At 47.1% G+C, this 16,879-nt stretch carries 15 protein-coding genes; 13 read left to right on the top strand and 2 right to left on the bottom strand.

Going from position 1 to position 16,879, the window contains the following annotated elements:
- Nucleotides 1–78 precede the first annotated feature (78 nt).
- The 6 genes from ACWQXP_RS20865 to ACWQXP_RS20890 all read left to right on the top strand — a co-directional run bounded on the left by ACWQXP_RS20865 (nt 79) and on the right by ACWQXP_RS20890 (nt 4,308).
- Nucleotides 79–1,263 (top strand): tetratricopeptide repeat protein, encoded by a 1,185-nt coding sequence (locus ACWQXP_RS20865; RefSeq protein ID WP_454064814.1) that lies wholly within the window; start codon nt 79–81, stop codon nt 1,261–1,263.
- On the top strand, nt 1,260–2,402 hold the full coding sequence (locus ACWQXP_RS20870; RefSeq protein ID WP_454064815.1) for a HupE/UreJ family protein: 1,143 nt from the start codon (nt 1,260–1,262) through the stop codon (nt 2,400–2,402). Before ACWQXP_RS20865 ends, ACWQXP_RS20870 begins: the two co-directional genes overlap by 4 nt.
- Nucleotides 2,403–3,014 carry a hypothetical protein gene (locus ACWQXP_RS20875; RefSeq protein WP_454064816.1) on the top strand — a complete coding sequence of 204 codons (612 nt, stop codon included), beginning with the start codon at nt 2,403–2,405 and terminating at the stop codon, nt 3,012–3,014. It abuts the gene before it with no gap.
- Nucleotides 3,015–3,071: 57 nt separating this feature from the next.
- Complete coding sequence (locus tag ACWQXP_RS20880) at nt 3,072–3,308, top strand: hypothetical protein (protein WP_454064817.1); 237 nt, start codon at nt 3,072–3,074, stop codon at nt 3,306–3,308.
- Nucleotides 3,274–3,531: a hypothetical protein gene (locus ACWQXP_RS20885; RefSeq protein WP_454064818.1), complete on the top strand. Its 258-nt coding sequence runs from the start codon at nt 3,274–3,276 to the stop codon at nt 3,529–3,531. Before ACWQXP_RS20880 ends, ACWQXP_RS20885 begins: the two co-directional genes overlap by 35 nt.
- Nucleotides 3,532–3,786: 255 nt before the next feature.
- Nucleotides 3,787–4,308: a hypothetical protein gene (locus ACWQXP_RS20890; protein ID WP_454064819.1), complete on the top strand. Its 522-nt coding sequence runs from the start codon at nt 3,787–3,789 to the stop codon at nt 4,306–4,308.
- A gap of 121 nt (nt 4,309–4,429) precedes the next feature.
- Here ACWQXP_RS20890 and ACWQXP_RS20895 read toward each other — a convergent pair whose 3' ends face one another.
- Nucleotides 4,430–5,491: a WD40 repeat domain-containing protein gene (locus ACWQXP_RS20895; protein WP_454064820.1), complete on the bottom strand. Its 1,062-nt coding sequence runs from the start codon at nt 5,489–5,491 to the stop codon at nt 4,430–4,432.
- 80 nt (nt 5,492–5,571) lie between these two features.
- Entirely contained in the window at nt 5,572–7,233 is a 1,662-nt protein-coding gene (locus tag ACWQXP_RS20900) for a hypothetical protein (RefSeq protein ID WP_454064821.1), read from the bottom strand.
- Between the two features lie 252 nt (nt 7,234–7,485).
- On the opposite strand from ACWQXP_RS20900, the gene ACWQXP_RS20905 reads away from it, so the two are divergent.
- The 7 genes from ACWQXP_RS20905 to ACWQXP_RS20935 all read left to right on the top strand — a co-directional run bounded on the left by ACWQXP_RS20905 (nt 7,486) and on the right by ACWQXP_RS20935 (nt 16,843).
- Entirely contained in the window at nt 7,486–8,646 is a 1,161-nt protein-coding gene (locus ACWQXP_RS20905) for a glycosyltransferase family 4 protein (RefSeq protein ID WP_454064822.1), read from the top strand.
- 205 nt (nt 8,647–8,851) lie between these two features.
- The gene (locus tag ACWQXP_RS20910; protein ID WP_454064823.1) at nt 8,852–9,829 is read left to right on the top strand and encodes a lysylphosphatidylglycerol synthase transmembrane domain-containing protein; all 978 of its coding nucleotides are present in this window, start codon (nt 8,852–8,854) and stop codon (nt 9,827–9,829) included.
- Nucleotides 9,826–10,767 carry a glycosyltransferase family 2 protein gene (locus tag ACWQXP_RS20915; RefSeq protein WP_454064824.1) on the top strand — a complete coding sequence of 314 codons (942 nt, stop codon included), beginning with the start codon at nt 9,826–9,828 and terminating at the stop codon, nt 10,765–10,767. The genes ACWQXP_RS20910 and ACWQXP_RS20915 overlap by 4 nt, the downstream gene beginning before the upstream one ends.
- Complete coding sequence (locus tag ACWQXP_RS20920; protein WP_454064825.1) at nt 10,751–12,325, top strand: alkaline phosphatase family protein; 1,575 nt, start codon at nt 10,751–10,753, stop codon at nt 12,323–12,325. Before ACWQXP_RS20915 ends, ACWQXP_RS20920 begins: the two co-directional genes overlap by 17 nt.
- Nucleotides 12,326–13,297, top strand: a complete 972-nt coding sequence (locus tag ACWQXP_RS20925) for an aldo/keto reductase (protein ID WP_454064826.1) — start codon at nt 12,326–12,328, stop codon at nt 13,295–13,297.
- Nucleotides 13,298–13,967: 670 nt separating this feature from the next.
- A complete protein-coding gene (locus ACWQXP_RS20930) occupies nt 13,968–15,707 on the top strand; it encodes a hypothetical protein (RefSeq protein ID WP_454064827.1) in 1,740 nt (579 codons plus the stop codon).
- Between the two features lie 281 nt (nt 15,708–15,988).
- Entirely contained in the window at nt 15,989–16,843 is an 855-nt protein-coding gene (locus ACWQXP_RS20935) for a DUF547 domain-containing protein (protein WP_454064828.1), read from the top strand.
- Nucleotides 16,844–16,879 lie beyond the last annotated feature (36 nt).

The following is a 16,879-nucleotide window of genomic DNA, read 5'->3' on the forward strand; positions in this document are numbered from 1 at the left end:
TATAGGACACAGCAGCGTACACCATCCTCCCCCTTCCCTTAATTGTGGAAAGGGAGGGGAATGGAGCTAAGAGCTTTCATGATCATGATAAATGGTCTCAACATACTTCTATTCAGCTTGGCCATAATTTTTCAGGTAGGGCCTATCACAAGCCTTTGGGCCGAACCGTACATTCCTCAGAATGATTCCGTCGTGTTAGAACAGCTTCCGACAACAAGTAACCCACAAATCCAAAAACTCCGCAAACTTCGAACTCAGTTATCAAACAGCCCAAATGACCTGACGCTCGCGACTCGTCTTGCACGAGCCTACATTCAATTGGGGCACACAAACGACGATCCTCGTTATGACGGATACGCTCAAGCTGCACTCACGCCTTGGTGGAACTTGAGTCATGCGCCGACTAACGTTCTTATTTTACGGGCGACCCTTCGGCAACGCCAACATGACTTTGACCGTGCACTTCAGGACCTTGACCGAGTGCTGCAGCAACAACCTCGCCATGCACAAGCATGGCTCACGCAGGCCGTTATCCAAACGGTACGGGGACACTATCATGAGGCTCGACGAAGTTGCCTCCTCTTGCGGCGACTCACGAACACCTTGGTTTCAACAACATGCCTGGCTCATGTGATGGGCTTAAACGGGCATGCGCAAGAAAGCTTTCAAGCATTACAGACAGCCATGGAGAACGAGACCGCATCCTCAGAAGAAAAACTATGGACCCTGACAATCCTCGCTGAAATGGCCATGCGGCTAGGCAACACGTCAGAAGCTGAACGTTATTTTCAAGACGCACTCACGATCGATAACCAAGACACCTATCTCTTAGCAGCCTATAGCGATTATTTGTTAGATCAACGTCGACCGGCAGTGGTTCGACCTCTACTTGAAAATACCCTCCGCTCCGATGGGTTGCTCTTACGATTAGCTCTTGCGGAACAAGAACTCCACACTCCAACCTTGCAGCAGCATATCGAAACATTAAAGGCACGTTTTGCAGCAAATCGATTGAGAGGCGATGCTCGACACCTCCGAGAAGAATCACGCTTCACACTCCATCTTTTACATAAACCCAAACACGCGTTGAACCTCGCATTGGAAAATTGGAGCATTCAACGAGAGCCTTGGGATGCTCGCATAGTGTTAGAGGCAGCACTTCAGAGTGGAGATTCTATTGCCGCTCAACCCATCGTCGACTGGCTGACTTCGAAGAACGTGGAAGATGTGGAATTGACGAATCTCATGGAAAAATTCTCATGAAACCAAAATCCATTTTTCTCCTCATCTGCGTTCTGTTGTTCCTCTGTTCGGAATTCACACAAGCCCATAAAGCGAGCGACAGCTACTTGCGTTTCAAAGTTAACAGCAACACGATTCAAGGCCAATGGGATATTGCCCTGCGAGACCTCGAATACGCGATTGGAATAGATAGAAACGGAGACGGAAAGATCAACTGGGGTGAACTTCGCAATCGATATACAGCGATTAGAAATTATGCACTTCCTCGTCTACACATACAGGGAGACGACTTCAGATGTTGGAGCAACCCGACTGAAGATCTTGTCGATGAACACACCGACGGAGTCTATGCGGTTATACGCTTTTCGGTCGTCTGTCCTGAGGCTATACACACATTGCAAATCGGGTACAGTTTACTCTTTGACTTAGACCCTCTTCATCGCGGCTTGCTACAAGTTAATCACGGTGGACACGTGCAAACCGCGGTATTGAGTCCTGAGCAACCAACGACAGACTTCAATCTAAAGGGAAGCTCACCTTGGCATGAGTTTGTCCAATTTGGACGAGAGGGTGTCTGGCACATTTGGATCGGCTATGACCACATCCTCTTTTTGATCAGTCTTCTACTACCAGCCGTATTATGGTGGAGCGAAGGACGTTGGATCCCCAAACAAACCTTTCGTCCAGCACTATGGGAAGTCCTCACAATCATCACAGCGTTTACCTTGGCCCACTCGATCACATTGAGTCTAGCTGTATTAGGACTGGTGAGTCTCCCGACACGTTGGGTCGAATCAACCATTGCGGCCTCTGTCCTCATCGCGGCACTCCACAACCTTTATCCAGTGTTTCGCAAACGTTTATGGGTCATGACGTTTATCTTTGGCTTAATTCATGGGTTAGGGTTTGCATCCGTCCTCATCGACTTAGGCCTACCGGGGAAGTCATTGGCCCTGGCTTTGGCTGGATTTAATTTCGGCGTGGAACTTGGACAGATCTTGATTGTCAGCCTGTTTATTCCTCTAGCCTTCTTGATTCGTCGTTCCTGGTCCTATCAACGTGTCGTTGTTAACGTTGGCTCCATGGTAATCGCTATCGTGGCATTTGCTTGGTTGTTGGAACGAAGCATGGACATCAGCGTAGGAATGGGAGCGTGGTAAATGCCAACACGAGCACTAATAACCATAGCTATGGCCATTATCATTTTTACGACAAACCCAACGAACGTCATGTGCGCTGCTCCAGACACAATCACATCACACGCACTTATCTTTTCGAGATCAGATCAAACACTCACGGCACATATAGACAGGGTTCCTCTCCGTGACGTGTTGCAAGTACTCGCGAATCGATTGTCGATCACGATTACCCTGCTTGAATTCGAAGGAAGCACTCGACTCTCGACTCGCTTCACTGCTCTTCCTGTAGAACAGGGAATTGAACGGCTTCTTCAAGGCCAAGACTACGCACTGCTTTATTCTGGCGTTCAGGCTTCTCACCCCACCCATCTTAAAGAAATAATCGTTCTGCCACGATCGCATTTGTCCACCCATTCACCATCCACTGAGACTGAGGTCAAGATGTTCCCAATGAAACAGCAACAACCTGAATTGACTACCTTAGTGGAAGCGGTTGAGACACTGATTCAACTCGTCGATCAGAAGCCACCCTCAAGCCCGTCACGTCTTACGAAGACCATCAACACTCATGATTCTGAAATTCAATCAACAATTAACGCTTTATTGAAAGAATTGGAATTTTCTTCAGAATGACCCAACAAGGCTGATTTTATTTTTTGTCAACGCTGCATTCTTCTGACATGCGCAATCATGTTACCGAATGAATCATGGGTGTATTCAAAAGACATGTACAATCTGCTTGACTTGAACAACCCCCAAATAGAACTGGCCTATGACATCCAGAACACCTTTCGTTACCAACAGACCATTGGGACACGCATGGAAGCATTTCCAGAAGTCTCTGGAATCCTCGATGAAAATGATCCATTAGAAAAATTTGAGGCGTACCTGCTTGATCCTGTCAATTGGGACCCGACACTATCCTGACCAGCATTTCATCTATCGCACTCATATTGGCGTACGTCAACAAGGTCGATTTTGGGGGAAACAGCATATTGTCCGTTTGGGAATCGAGACACATGCCGAAGACACTCTCATGCACTATACCTCGTCAACCAACGCTCGACACGTCGGTTCAGCAGATCCATTGAGTCTAATCAATATACGGTATGTGCCATATTTTTCAGGAGAATTTACCCCTTTTGATTGAATCACCTTTCGTGGAGACACTCGAATTCATTACCTACACTTTGATACGCAACACGTCCGTCCGGCAGCCTGTTCGTTACAGCCAATCAATGATAAAGACCGCGTCATACCAAGTATGCAGGGCCATCTGCTCATTCGCCCCTGGAAGAATACAGAATTCTCTATCAACGTTGGGACAGGATATCATAGCTTCCAAAATCAAGAGCCCATTGGAAGCACATCAGTTGAACAACTCTCACACGCTCGATCATATTAGATGCGAGTACGAGTCCAACCATCTGAAGACATCAACATATCGGCATCCATCTGGCGCGTTGATCTTGGAGCAGACCGAGTATTTCTCGAAAATGGAAACGAGGTATTGCACACTGAACCGTCGAGACGGAAAGGATTGAATTTCCAGAGTCGCTTCCGTCTTCTAGAACGAGTCTCAATAACCGGAAGCCTGATATTTTTGAAAACCTGGATTCGAAACACTAGGAAAAGTATTCCGCACAGCCCTACATTGATGGCCGACACCTCTGTGCGTGGAGAGTGGGCAGCGGGATGGTACAGTCGATTTCATATGCACCATATCGGACAACGACACAATAGCGGGACTCCTCGCACATCACTCCGACCATTCACAACGTTTGACTTGACGACGACCTACAGACTCAACAATCATTCAACAAAGAAAACGATTGAAATAATGTTTGGTGTTATCAATCTCACGAATACGGATGGTAACTATACTCAATTCTTCTTCGACTCACAAATTGAACTAGAGTATGCATAAATCTTCAATCTCGGGCACTTTCCAGAACAACCTCGGACGATTGTGTCTTAGATATCTTGGAAGTTTTAAGTCCCTATCCAATCGTGACGATTTATTTCTCTCAGTCCTCATTCGAATTTATTCAGTCCAACGACTCATCAGATAACGTAATCTCCCAAACCTGAATCGTCGAATCTTGAATGCCTGCCGCTAATAACTGGCCATCGGGTGAAAACGTAATCGAGTGAATAGCTTGTCCCCCGACCTTTCCTTCCCACACGGCTCGTTGCTGCTCAAGACTCCACAGAATGAGACGACCTTGCTCATCGCCAGAAGCTAGATACTTACCATCAGGAGAAAAAGCCAAGGCCCGCACCCAATGTGGGTCTAACCCCCTAACCTGAAATAGAGGGTTTCCCAAACGAGTTCCCCAAACGGTCAAGCCAGCGTGACGATTTACGTGACTATCGACGGCAATCATGGAAGCATCAGGAGAAAACTCGACACTCCACACCCCATGGGCTTCTTGATCATCAACCCCATTAAAGAGAAGTCGAGGCGTCTTATGCTTCACGTCCCAGAGCTCGATCGTCGTTTGATGAGTATTGGTGACAGGATCGTACGCGCCTTCTGCTGCGGCCACATACTTCCCATCAGTAGAAATTGCCACTCCATTTCGAATTGGCCTATGCGCAGCCCAAGTCTTTGACAACATCTTGTCGTCAAGTTTCCACATTTCTAGAGATGGTCCACCGATGGACAACAGCAGCAATGTCCCACTTCCGTCAACCGCACTATGGATGTAAAAATCTCTCGCAAGTGGTGTGACCTGCTTAGAATCCAATGAAAGGATTTCAACATTATCCATCGCACTTTTCGTAACAAAGCTATTCATCGACGCGATGTACGAAAAAATGCTATTCGACTGAAACGTTCGTACGAGAGATTGACTGGTCAAGTCCCATTCTTCAATCGACCCGTTGCTTCGAAATGTAAAAACTTGCAAGGCATTTTCATGAAAAACGAGATGAAGTGGTCTATCTGAAGGTTCTTCATATTGTGAATAGTGCTTCTCACTGCCAAGTTGATAGTCAGGATTGAAAGATGGCCATGAGTCGGCGGAAAGGGATGGAACAAACACGTAGTAGACGAGAACGACGGCAAGACTGACCAAGAGTCCATGGTAAACCAATGACGTTCGCATGAAAGAAGTGCCTGGGATATTAGTAGTGTTGGTGTTCCACCTCCTTTTCGGTCTGCCATATCAAAATACTAAGATGTCAATTAAAACCTCGAACTCGTGAGCGTGACATCTGCCTCGGCCCACGCGTGATCTAACTCTTGCCTGACCACCTTGGCTTCTTCAACTTTACCTTGCGCCTGCAAACTTTCCAGAAGACCAAACAAGGACCATCCATTTTGCGGGTGGGAATTCAAATCGTTTCGGTACACAATCTCGGCTTCTACCGCCTTTCCAGCTTGTAACAGTACCGCACCCAGAACTTGACGCGAAGGCAGATACCAATCGTTCGGCTCGGTATAGTTTAAGGAATCTTCCAGCTCCACCGCTTTCTCTAGGTGGTTCATGGCTACGTCATACTGTTCACTTGAAGCTTCGATCTCACCCAACAGGACGTTCTCAGCAATGGATAAAATTTTCGAAACAGGATTGATATCGAAAATGGTCAACGCCACAACGGCAGAGTCTTGAGCACGTTTTTGAAACGCGGCAAGCTCCTGTCGTGCCTGCTCAACCTGCCCACGCCTAATGAACGCGAGTCCACGTGCGTAGTGCCAAATGGCTGTTGGATACGCTAAGTCCTCTGATGGAGCCGACGTGTGAAGAATCTCCGTCCATTGTCCAAATAATGCCTGCGTATAAAGAGGCATCAACCAAAAATGTTGAAGAGTTCCGGCAAACACAGGATCTCGCATAGCCTCAGGATTCACCTTGCTCGCTGTATCTTTAGCAGCCTGCATGGCTAACGATTGTTGTCCGGTCTTTGTGGCTGCTGCCCAGAGGAAATGGTAATTGTGGGGGACATATGCCGCCGTATATATACCTTCAGCATGTGAATGATTGAGATACTGTTGATCAACCTTGACGGCTTGCTGGTTCGCCAGCGCGGCATCACGGTAGCGACCAATACGCAAATAAATATGCCCGGGCATGTGCACTAGATGCCCAGACCCTGGAACGAGTGTGGCCAAACGTTCAGCACTGGGGAGCGCCTTCTCTGGATGCGGAGAAGCCTCCATCATATGAATGTAGAGATGGTTGGCTAACGGATTGGTAGGATTTTGCCGCAAGACGACTTCCAACGTCTCAATAATTTCTGGAGTCCAAGGCTTAGCCTCTCCGTCCTTCGTCCAAAAATCCCAGGGATGTAAATCCATCAATGACTCGGCAAACAAGGAGCCAATGACCGCATCGTCAGGAAACTGATTCGCAACGGTTCGCATTGCATTAGCGTAATCCTGATCCAAATGGCTTCGATCGGCGATAACATGCTCAGCATACCGCGCAGCTACGGCTTGAATGAGCGCTTGCTCTTTCGGTGTGGCTGTTCCGGACTGAGCTACGGCTTTCTGCGCCAAGGCATAGGCTTGCGGAACCACGCTCGCGTCCATCGGCGCATTAATATTTGGGCCAAGAACCAGCGCCTCCCCCCAGTAACACATCGCACACGAAGGATCCAACCGAGCTGCTTCACGAAACGACCTCATCGCCTCAGCATGATTAAACCCGTAGGCAAGGATCAGACCTTGATCAAAATACTGTTGCGCCGTTGGAACCAATGTCGAAACGAAGTAAGAATGCTCACCCAAGTTTTTCTGAAGAGGCACGCGTTCTTGATTGGCCAGAGCCTGACCCACAAGTAAAAGATTGACCATGACGACTACGACGAACTGAGTCCAAATAATACAAAAATAGCCATTTTTCATATAACACCTCCTAACATGATCATCTATTCGACACAGTTGCGGATTGACCATCTTAATCCATGACATTCGAGAAGTCATTATTTCTTCCACCAACGAGTTTCTCAACTTGCGATCACAAACATAAGCTGCGCATCGTAGATCTAAGGGACTCATCTATCAGTGAATACCAACCGAGTAAGAATGGGCTGACATAGGTAAAACAGCTCAGTCATTCTCACTTCATCCCAACGCACATGTACACGGTTACTCATCATGAGAATTCTCACATTAAGCTATGAATTTCCTCCACTTGGTGGGGGTGGAGCAAAAGTTGTCTATGGACTCGCAAAATCGCTTGTCAAAAATGGCCATACGATTGACGTGGTCACCATGGGGTATCAAGGCCTTCCAAAACAAGAAACCATTGACGGAATTATTGTCCATCGGGTTCCCTGCATCCGCACACGAAAATCAATGTGCTATTCCCCTGAAATGGTTCCCTATATTCTAGCAGCCATCCCAGTTATCACTCACCTCATGAAGCAACACGCGTATGATCTCAATCATACGCATTTCATTTTTCCTGATGGAATTCTTGCCCAAATTCTACAGAAATTGACGGGATTGCCCTATATGATTACGGCACATGGCTCGGACGTTCCAGGATACAACCCTGATCGCTTCAAAATTCAACATAAGATCTTTTCTCCACTATGGAAATCGGTTGTACGAAATAGCGAACGTATCATTTGCCCAAGCGGTTCAATCCAATCCCTTATCCATACCATTGCCCCCACGATTCGAACGTGTATTATTCCAAACGGCATCAATATTGACACATTCAACCCAAGTCGAAACAAACTGAACCGTGTTCTCATCGTGACCAGAATGTTTGAACGAAAGGGGGTTCAGTATCTATTGAAGGCCCTTGAAAATCTTGACTACCACTATGAGGTTCATATTGTGGGGGACGGCCCCTACCTAAAAACACTCAGAGGGCAGGTCGATGAAAAAAACCTCGATGTCAGATTTTGGGGATTTCTTGATAATCAATCACAGGAAATTCGCGAACTCTATGAAACATCCCGCATCTTTGTGTTTCCATCAGTATCTGAAAATTTTCCAATTGTGCTTTTGGAGGCTATGGCAGCAGGAATGGCGATTATCACGACAGAAGGAACGGGATGCGCGGAGGTTGTCGGAAAGTCCGCGGTCTTTATCAAACCTCGCGACTCGGAAAGTATCAAAAATGCTCTTCAACATCTGATTGCTGACGAAGCCTATTGCACAACACTTGGGAGAAGCGCGAGAAAACGACTCGAAGATCACTTTGGCTGGGGATCCGTATCCCAACAATATTCTGAAATGTTCCTAAAAGCTTCGGAACTTATTGATCGCGACAGTAGAATTTTACGTCAGAAACACAGCCATTGAATATTCAGCAAGACTCCATCCAGGTGATGCTCTTTATGGAGAAAATCAACTCATCACACTGTATCGCATATGAATGAGCTCACAACTTCAGAACCTTCACTCGAGAAGTCCAAGAGATTGCTCTGATCAAAAGAACGCGAACGAATAACCATTCATGGCACTAACCATGTCATGAAGCAATGATGGGTCAAATTTTGGCAACGCTATGAAAAACGGAATACTTTGGCTGCTCAAATTCACGGTGACAATACTCATACTGACCTATATTTTCAGTATCATTCCATACGCATCAATTGTCACGGCACTCAATAGCTTGGACGTAACGGCCATTCTCTCTTTGATCCCAATCATTCTGATTTCGTTCCTTGTTGCTGCCGGTCAACTGAAAATGTTTACCGACAATCATCAGATGCATGTATCTTTTATGAGAATTATTGGCATTAATTTCTCAACGGAATTCTACAATCTTTTCTTGCCGGGTTACCTGGCGGGAGGAGCTATACGCTGGCACAAACTGTCAAAAGATAATAAAAAACGAGCCGAAGCCTTCGCAGCGCTCATTCTCAATCGAGTGGTGAATGCGCTCACCCTGGCACTATTTGGACTGATTTGCTGGACGTTTGACCGCACAATCAGCACTCATGAATATTATGGCCTGTTTTTTCTCATCCTATCTGTTGGATTCCTTTGTCTCTATACATTCCTTTTTAGTTCATATGTGACTGCGGCGTTCCAGATCGTCTCTCAACACGTCTTCTTTCAGCGGCTCCCCACACCCATCGTCCGTAGCCTGTCCCAGCTCATCCAGGCCGCGGTGGAATATCGAAAATTATCCGTGCGCGAACATAGCGTAATCCTGGTCCTTTCATGTTTGTGGCATGTTCTTATCGGCCTGTTCTTCGTATTTCTGGCACGCGCGCTCGACATCGATTTAAGTTTTGAGAGTTTAGGATGGATTCGAGCCATTCTTGGTTTCCTTCTTCTGTTGCCCATCTCTGTCTCTGGATTTGGGGTGCGCGAAGGGGCGATCATCTTTCTCTTTACCGACTTTGGCATTGCTCCGGCTACCGCGCTGGCGTTTTCATTCCTGGTATTCGGCAGAACACTCTTACTTGGTCTCATTGGGGCATTCGTTGAACTCTATAGTACGTGGCTCCCGGTGAAACACGCGGTAGGCACATGACATCCACGCTCCCTTCGGTTGCCATTATTATCCTCAATTTCAATAAACGGACAGAGGTCCTCGAGGCCATTGATAGCGCTCTGGCCATTAATTATCCACACCATCACGTACTCGTCGTTGACAATGCCTCAACGGACGGTTCATGGGAAAGCATCTCTGAGTGCTATCCTGAGCTATTCAAAATTCAACTACCAGAAAATTTTGGAGCCGCAGGTGGAAGAAATGCAGGATGGCAACACATGAAAAAGCATGTTCATGTGGAATATATCTTATTCCTTGACGATGATGCCGTGATCGCACGAGAGGCTGTCCACCATTTAGTTCATGCACTCCACTCAGATCAGACAGTAGGGATTGCCTGCGGAAAAGGCTACACTCGAGCCCCGTCAACGATCATTAATTCTGTCGGTATTCGAGTCAATTGGTATACCGGAGTCATTAATGACATTGGGGCAGGTGAAGAAGATTGCGGTCAGTATGACCGCACTCGATATGTCAGCGCTTGCGGCTGTTTTGGGCTGTTTATCCGCGCCACACTCTTTGAACAACTCAATGGATTCAATGAGCGCTTCAATCCCTATGGATGGGAAGACGTTGATCTTTGCCTCCGATCGAAACAATTAGGATTGAAGACGCTCTATGTTCCAACGGCCATCATTCATCACAAAGGCACAAAGTTGGGTCGCAAACCCCTCCCGTCCTATGAACAGACCAAGGCCAGGAATTATCTCTATCTCATCAGAGAACATGCCAGCATCCCACAGTTGATCTGTATTGGACTGTATCTGCCCTTTCGGCTGCTTGCGCTGACCATCAAGTTAATTCGTCAAGGAAATGGGATGGTCATTGCTTCACATATCAGAGGCGTTTGGCATGCCGTCGGTTCACCTCATAAATCACTGGCACGTAAGGGGAAATCACATGATACTGGAGAATAATCCTACTGAAAAAAATCAAGTGATCGTTATTGGTCTTGAAGCCGCAGATCCCACACTCATCGAACAATGGGCTCGAGACGGATACTTGCCAACGATTCAACGTCTTATGAATCACGGAAGCTGGCGACGACTTCAATCCACAACAGAAATTTCTAGTGGAGCCACTTGGGCATCGCTCATCACCGGAACCAATCCCGCCAAACATGGGATGGGCTTTTACCATCGCCAATTAAAACCGGGAACCTATACGATTCGAAAAAAATACGCAGAGGAAACTGCCACAGCACCATTTTGGCACTCGTTAAGTGAACACGGAAAACGTGTGGCCATTCTGGATCTTCCAGATACCTACGCCATCGACAATCTCAATGGTGTCATGCTCGTCGGTTGGGGTGCGGAAGGATTGAATTCCAAGCAACATTCATGGCCTCCGCACCTGCTAACCGATGTCTTTTCTCGCGTTGGACACCATCCTTTAGAATTCTGGTATCAGGAGAAACCGACAAGCATTTCTGCGTGGAAAGAATTTTCAGAAAAACTTCTGGAAGGCACACGTCGTCGCACCCAACTCGCCAAATGGGTTCTTTCCCAAGAGCCCTGGGACTGTTATGTCATTGGCTACGCTGAACCACATTGGGCAGGTCATTACTTTTGGCATATTACCGATACCCGACACCCTGAATATGATCCGGAACTTGAGCGTGCCTGCGGAGAGACCGTTCTTCGAATTTATCAAGAGGTGGATCAAGGCATCGGCGAACTTCTGAGCATCTCCCCGAACGCCACCGTACTGATCGTTTCCAATACCGGCATGGGACCAAATTTTAGCGGTCAACACCTTCTTCCTCAGATTTTGGAAAAACTTGGGCATATTCAAAAACCGTCGCCCAAAGGCCTCAAACAGTTCCTGCCTCACCAAAAATTTGGGCCATACTACGCCATCAAGAGCATCGAGACCATGCTCTCTCCACAACGGATTGAACGCATGAAGCGTGTGATTCCAGAAAAACTATGGGACCACATCACGCGACATATCCTCACGATGGGAAACAACTGGAAACACAGCCAAGCCTTTGAAATTCCATCTGACTACTCCGGAGCCATTCGTATTAACCTCAAGGGACGCGAACCGAACGGGCTCGTCGAACCTGGAGAGGAATATGATCGCTTGTGCGCCCAAATCACAAACGAACTTCTTGAGTTGATCAATCCTGATACCGGCAACCACGCTGTCGCCGGCGTGATCAAAGTCAAGGACCTGTACCAGGGGAATCACCGTGATGAATTGCAAGATTTGATTGTGCAGTGGAAAGGCGATGCACCAATCAATCATCTCGAATCTGAAAAGATCGGGAGAGTCTCGGGGATGTTACCCGATAAGCGGACAGGCGCCCATATGGTCAATGGATTCATGCTGGCTTCAGGAAATGATCTCCGCAAAAATCAAACGTTAGGAGACGCGCATATAATGGATGTCGCACCAACCATTCTTCATTTATTACACGAACCTGTTCCTGAGATTATGGACGGAAAAGTTCTGTCCGATCTTTTTGCCTAAATGGAATATCGACGACTCGGAAAGACCCCACTCCTGACATCAGTCATTGGCCTTGGCTGCTCTCGACTCGGAGCCAGTGTCTTCGAAGACGAAACGGTCGAAGCTGAATCGCTCCTTCATTTTGCCATAGACCACGGCATCAATTTTTTCGATACGGCAGACTCCTATAGCTATGGGAATTCGGAATGCCTGCTCGGAAAAGCCATTCGAGGAAAGCGCGATCAAGTCATTCTTGCGACAAAAGGCGGATTCCTCCCTTCCTCACTTGCTCGCATTGGGCAACACCTCGTTCCATTCATCGGTCCCTTTCGTTCAGTCATTTCACGGAATAAAGCGACTCTCAAGACATTCTCACAGAAACGCCAAAACTTTGATGTTCAATATCTCAAGAAGGCACTCGAGAAAAGCCTGCGCAGACTCGGGACGGACTATATCGACCTCTATCAGCTACACAGCCCGCCTCTTGCGATCTTAGAAAACGGTCTAGCCTTTCGCTTTCTGGAGCAATGTCAACAAGAAGGGAAAATACGGTTCTACGGAATTTCGGTCAATTCGATTGAGGATGGTCTGTTCTGTCTACAAAACCCTCAGATTGCGGCACTTCAAGTACCCATCAATCTATTCGAGCAACAGGCCGTCTCCGACCTTTTGCCTCACGCATTTCCCAATACGGGTATTCTGGCGCGTGTCCCCCTCGCAAGAGGTCTCCTCACAGAGAAAGCCATGATACAAACAGGACCTCAAGTTCAGAATCGAGCGGAGATATCAAAACAGCAACAAACCCTTCATGAATTATGCGCACAAGAAGATCGAAGAATTTCGGATGTCGCCATTCAGTTTCTTTTACAATTCACACAAATTTCATCGATTATTGTGGGAACGAAATCCGTCAATCATTTACATCGTAATATTCTCGCCGGACAACAACCAGCCTTGAGTCACGAACTCATCACGCACATCACCTCGCTTTGAGTCTAGCGTTTCCAGCAAGAGGATCAAGCCAGAAGCTCTTCTCAATCACCTCTCTCGTTTTCGACCGAATACCAATAAGTGATATTGGAATCGATATTTCACAAAACCATGCATCGATCGTTAGTAAAATCTGACCAGACTCCCGATGAGCGTTCAAATCCATCGGCTATGTGCAGGCGCAGAAAGAAAAACCAACAATCCAGACAAAACTTATCCTGGCAAAACCATTTCTTAAAAACCTAGAAGAAAGAGATGGGCGAGAGGATATTCCAAACAATCACATCACAATCAAAAGCAACAATGCTCCTCAATGTCCGCGTTACCACAAATCATAAAAACGGGGGCTTGCCACTATCAGAGAGCAAGAAGCTTTGCTTCAATTTATATACGAATACCTATTCCCATGTATGAGAGTTCATCACTGAACAACGTCAGCAAGGAATTTTCACAATACCCGATACAGAAGTAAGAGAATAACAAAAAAGACTATGGGCATCGAAATCGTGAGGGTACCACCTGGCTCCGTCCATACGGGAAGATCGTGGATTCCCAGCACTCCACTTTTTCTCTATCTCTGATTGCGTCAAACTTCCTCATCAACCCAGGAGGCATTGAAGAAGTTTGACAACTCACAGGTCATAATTAGGACATAGTTTCTAAGGATGGATTGATGGAAGTCGATACAAGCCCAACGGCCAATCCGTTTTCGGCCACATCCATTTCAGTTCGTTTTTCCAGAACATCTGGAAAAACTTCGACGCTAGAACAGCCCGTCGCGACTGACACACGGGAACAACTCACCTTTGCCCGCACTCAAATTCAAAAATTACTTAAAGCCCTGCAAGCGGTCAATACCACGCTTCCCTCTTCACATATTCGCAAGTCTGGCGCAACAGGCACCCAAGCGGCCACCATTCGTTCCAGTAGCGACCTCGGCCTCACAACGACGGCAGCCACGGCCGCGACGTTCCGGTCAACAGAGGAAATCAATACGACACCCACGTCATTCTCACCTTTTGGACCATCTTTTACCGGAAGCTCCACAAGTCTTCCAACCCTTGGCGGTATTTACGATGGCGACAATGGTACTGATACATTGACGTTTACCGTCACCAGAGGAGGAACCATCGGGTCGTTCATTCTTCCGCCTACATTGGAAGCTCGCGATAGTCAAAATCAAGTGATCGCAACATTTAGTTTCGGAGTAGGTTCAGCCGATCGTGTCAACACATTAGATAATGGTCTAGAATTAAGCTTGAGCGCCGGAGCTTTGACAGCCAATGACACATTTACCGTCGACGTCCTTGATTCCATCGGTAGCGCCATCAATCCTGATAATCCGTTCAATGGAACACGAAATGACAATCCGAATTTCGACGATGGCCTTTCCGTTTCTGCAGGTTCGTTTGAAGTCAACGGCCATTCCATTACCGTAGCGGCGAGCGACTCGCTAAACGATGTCCTCACCAAAATTACGCAGTCCAGTGCCGGAGTCACTGCCACATTTGACGCGGGGACAGAAAGCGTTGTCCTGACTCAGAAAACAACTGGATCAGCGCCAACCATCACGGTCGGAAACGATACAGCAGGGTTTTTAACGGCGACGAAACTCAACGGAGCGACGGCTGTCCAAGGTCAAGACGAAATCATAGATGAACATCAACCGTTGAGTGAACTCGCACAGTTCTCCTCTGTCATCAGCGGATCCATTCTAATTAATTCGATCTCGATATCAATTGATGTGCTCAACGATTCCATCAACGACGTGTTGAGCCGAATCAATGGTTCGGCAGCCAATGTCACGGCAAGCTTCAATGAGTCAAGACAGCGCATCTCGATTACGGCCAATGATCCAGAAGACCAACTTATCTTAGACAGTAACAGCACAGCATTTTTTGCGTCACTCGAAATAACCGATGGAACATATGATCCAGTTCAAAATACGGCAGGAGTCAATAAAGCCCAAAAAGGCGTCTCGCCGAAGCAAACGGCTGAATTTGTGACTTTATTACGGGAAGTGGGAGAAGCCTTAAACCCGCTATTCAACAATAGGAAATTTTCTGCCGATCCCGGACCATTCTTGAACACACTTCGTGCAAATCTTCAATCAACCGTTGCCAACATTTTTGATTCCGATGGCCCGCGGTTTCGGAGTCCGTTTGGCATTGAATTTGATTTTAGACCAAACTCCAATAAGGTCCTTGATTTTCGACTGTCTGGACAGAACCACAATGCCTTGACCTCTACGCTTCGTGAGAATCCAACTCGCGTCAACCAACTGTTGTTCGGTTCGCCATCCGCTCAAGACGACGGCCTCCTTGAATCTATCGCCGAGGTACTCGAGAAAGCTGAATCCGAGCTACGAGAGAAACTTGAAGTGACGGGAAACCTTGTCGATATCTTTATTTAGAATCCAGCACGCATCCACTTCGCCGTTTCTTAGCCAGCACCTCAAGCGATTCCGCCGAATACAGCAATGCCTTCTCCCTGCGCACAGACAACGAGACATTAGTTCACCATGACGCATCTGCATCACAGATCCTGGTAATGGCCGTGTAACATTTCCAGATCATTCAAGACTATCTCGTATACAAAGGAGTCCGATTACCTCACTGAGAGAACAAGATTGTTATGCGACAAGCACCAATGCACCAAAACCGAGGGTATCGTCTCCTATTTTGAGGACAACTCTTGCTGAAAACCAAAACCATAAAGTTGGTATCTATTCTGATTATCGCCCCGATCTGGCTCGTAGGGTGCACGACCATTCCTCGCTCATTTACCCCTGAACAGCCAATAGCCACAAAGACCTTTTCACACCAATTGTTTGATGCGGTCCTCAAAGCACATGTACGGGATGGTGTCGTCCAGTACACAGCCATTGCGCAGGATCAAACATTCACCGAGTATCTTCACCTTTTCAATCACGTTGCTCCGAACCGACTCCCGACGCCAAATGATCGACTGGTATTCTGGATGAACGCATATAACGCCTTTGCCATTAAGGGTATCCTAGACGGCTATTCCCCAAGTACGTTTACTGGCCGATACCAATATTTCGTGAACCAGCGATACTCTGTGGGCGGTGAGAGCATCAATCTCTATGATCTGGAACGAGGACTCCTTATTCCTGATTTTCGGGAACCCCGAATTCACTTCGCCATCGTATGTGCGTCTCAATCATGCCCCAAACTCCGATCCCAAGCATTCACAGGTGAACAGCTCGATCAACAGCTTACGGATAGCGCCAGACAATTTATCAACGATCCAACGAAAAATCGGTTCGACCACAAAAACAAGATTGCCTATCTTTCAAAGATTTTCGATTGGTTTACTGAGGACTTCGTCAATCATTCAGGCTCTTTGACCGCCTATGTGGCCAAATATCTTGATGATATCGCATTGGCTCAAGCCTTACGAACAGAGAAGTATACTGTGGAATTTCTTGAGTATGATTGGAGTCTCAACGGCATCCCTCCGGATAAGGCCAACTCTATGGCAGGAGAAGCTGCAAGTCCATCTGTTGTCACGTTGTCAGGCAGATAATTTTTTTATCTTATGAATCCGTAACACTAACAACGT

The sequence above is a fragment of the Candidatus Nitrospira salsa genome, assembly GCF_965152625.1.

Excerpts from the sequence above, each read along its gene's own strand:
- ACWQXP_RS20865 (WP_454064814.1), top strand. The coding sequence starts at position 79 with ATGATCATGATAAATGGTCTCAACATACTTCTATTCAGCTTGGCCATA.
- ACWQXP_RS20870 (WP_454064815.1), top strand. The coding sequence starts at position 1,260 with ATGAAACCAAAATCCATTTTTCTCCTCATCTGCGTTCTGTTGTTCCTC.
- ACWQXP_RS20875 (WP_454064816.1), top strand. The coding sequence starts at position 2,403 with ATGCCAACACGAGCACTAATAACCATAGCTATGGCCATTATCATTTTT.
- ACWQXP_RS20880 (WP_454064817.1), top strand. The coding sequence starts at position 3,072 with ATGTTACCGAATGAATCATGGGTGTATTCAAAAGACATGTACAATCTG.
- ACWQXP_RS20890 (WP_454064819.1), top strand. The coding sequence starts at position 3,787 with ATGCGAGTACGAGTCCAACCATCTGAAGACATCAACATATCGGCATCC.
- ACWQXP_RS20895 (WP_454064820.1), bottom strand. The coding sequence starts at position 5,491 with ATGCGAACGTCATTGGTTTACCATGGACTCTTGGTCAGTCTTGCCGTC.
- ACWQXP_RS20900 (WP_454064821.1), bottom strand. The coding sequence starts at position 7,233 with ATGAAAAATGGCTATTTTTGTATTATTTGGACTCAGTTCGTCGTAGTC.
- ACWQXP_RS20905 (WP_454064822.1), top strand. The coding sequence starts at position 7,486 with ATGAGAATTCTCACATTAAGCTATGAATTTCCTCCACTTGGTGGGGGT.
- ACWQXP_RS20910 (WP_454064823.1), top strand. The coding sequence starts at position 8,852 with ATGAAAAACGGAATACTTTGGCTGCTCAAATTCACGGTGACAATACTC.
- ACWQXP_RS20915 (WP_454064824.1), top strand. The coding sequence starts at position 9,826 with ATGACATCCACGCTCCCTTCGGTTGCCATTATTATCCTCAATTTCAAT.
- ACWQXP_RS20920 (WP_454064825.1), top strand. The coding sequence starts at position 10,751 with ATGATACTGGAGAATAATCCTACTGAAAAAAATCAAGTGATCGTTATT.
- ACWQXP_RS20925 (WP_454064826.1), top strand. The coding sequence starts at position 12,326 with ATGGAATATCGACGACTCGGAAAGACCCCACTCCTGACATCAGTCATT.
- ACWQXP_RS20930 (WP_454064827.1), top strand. The coding sequence starts at position 13,968 with ATGGAAGTCGATACAAGCCCAACGGCCAATCCGTTTTCGGCCACATCC.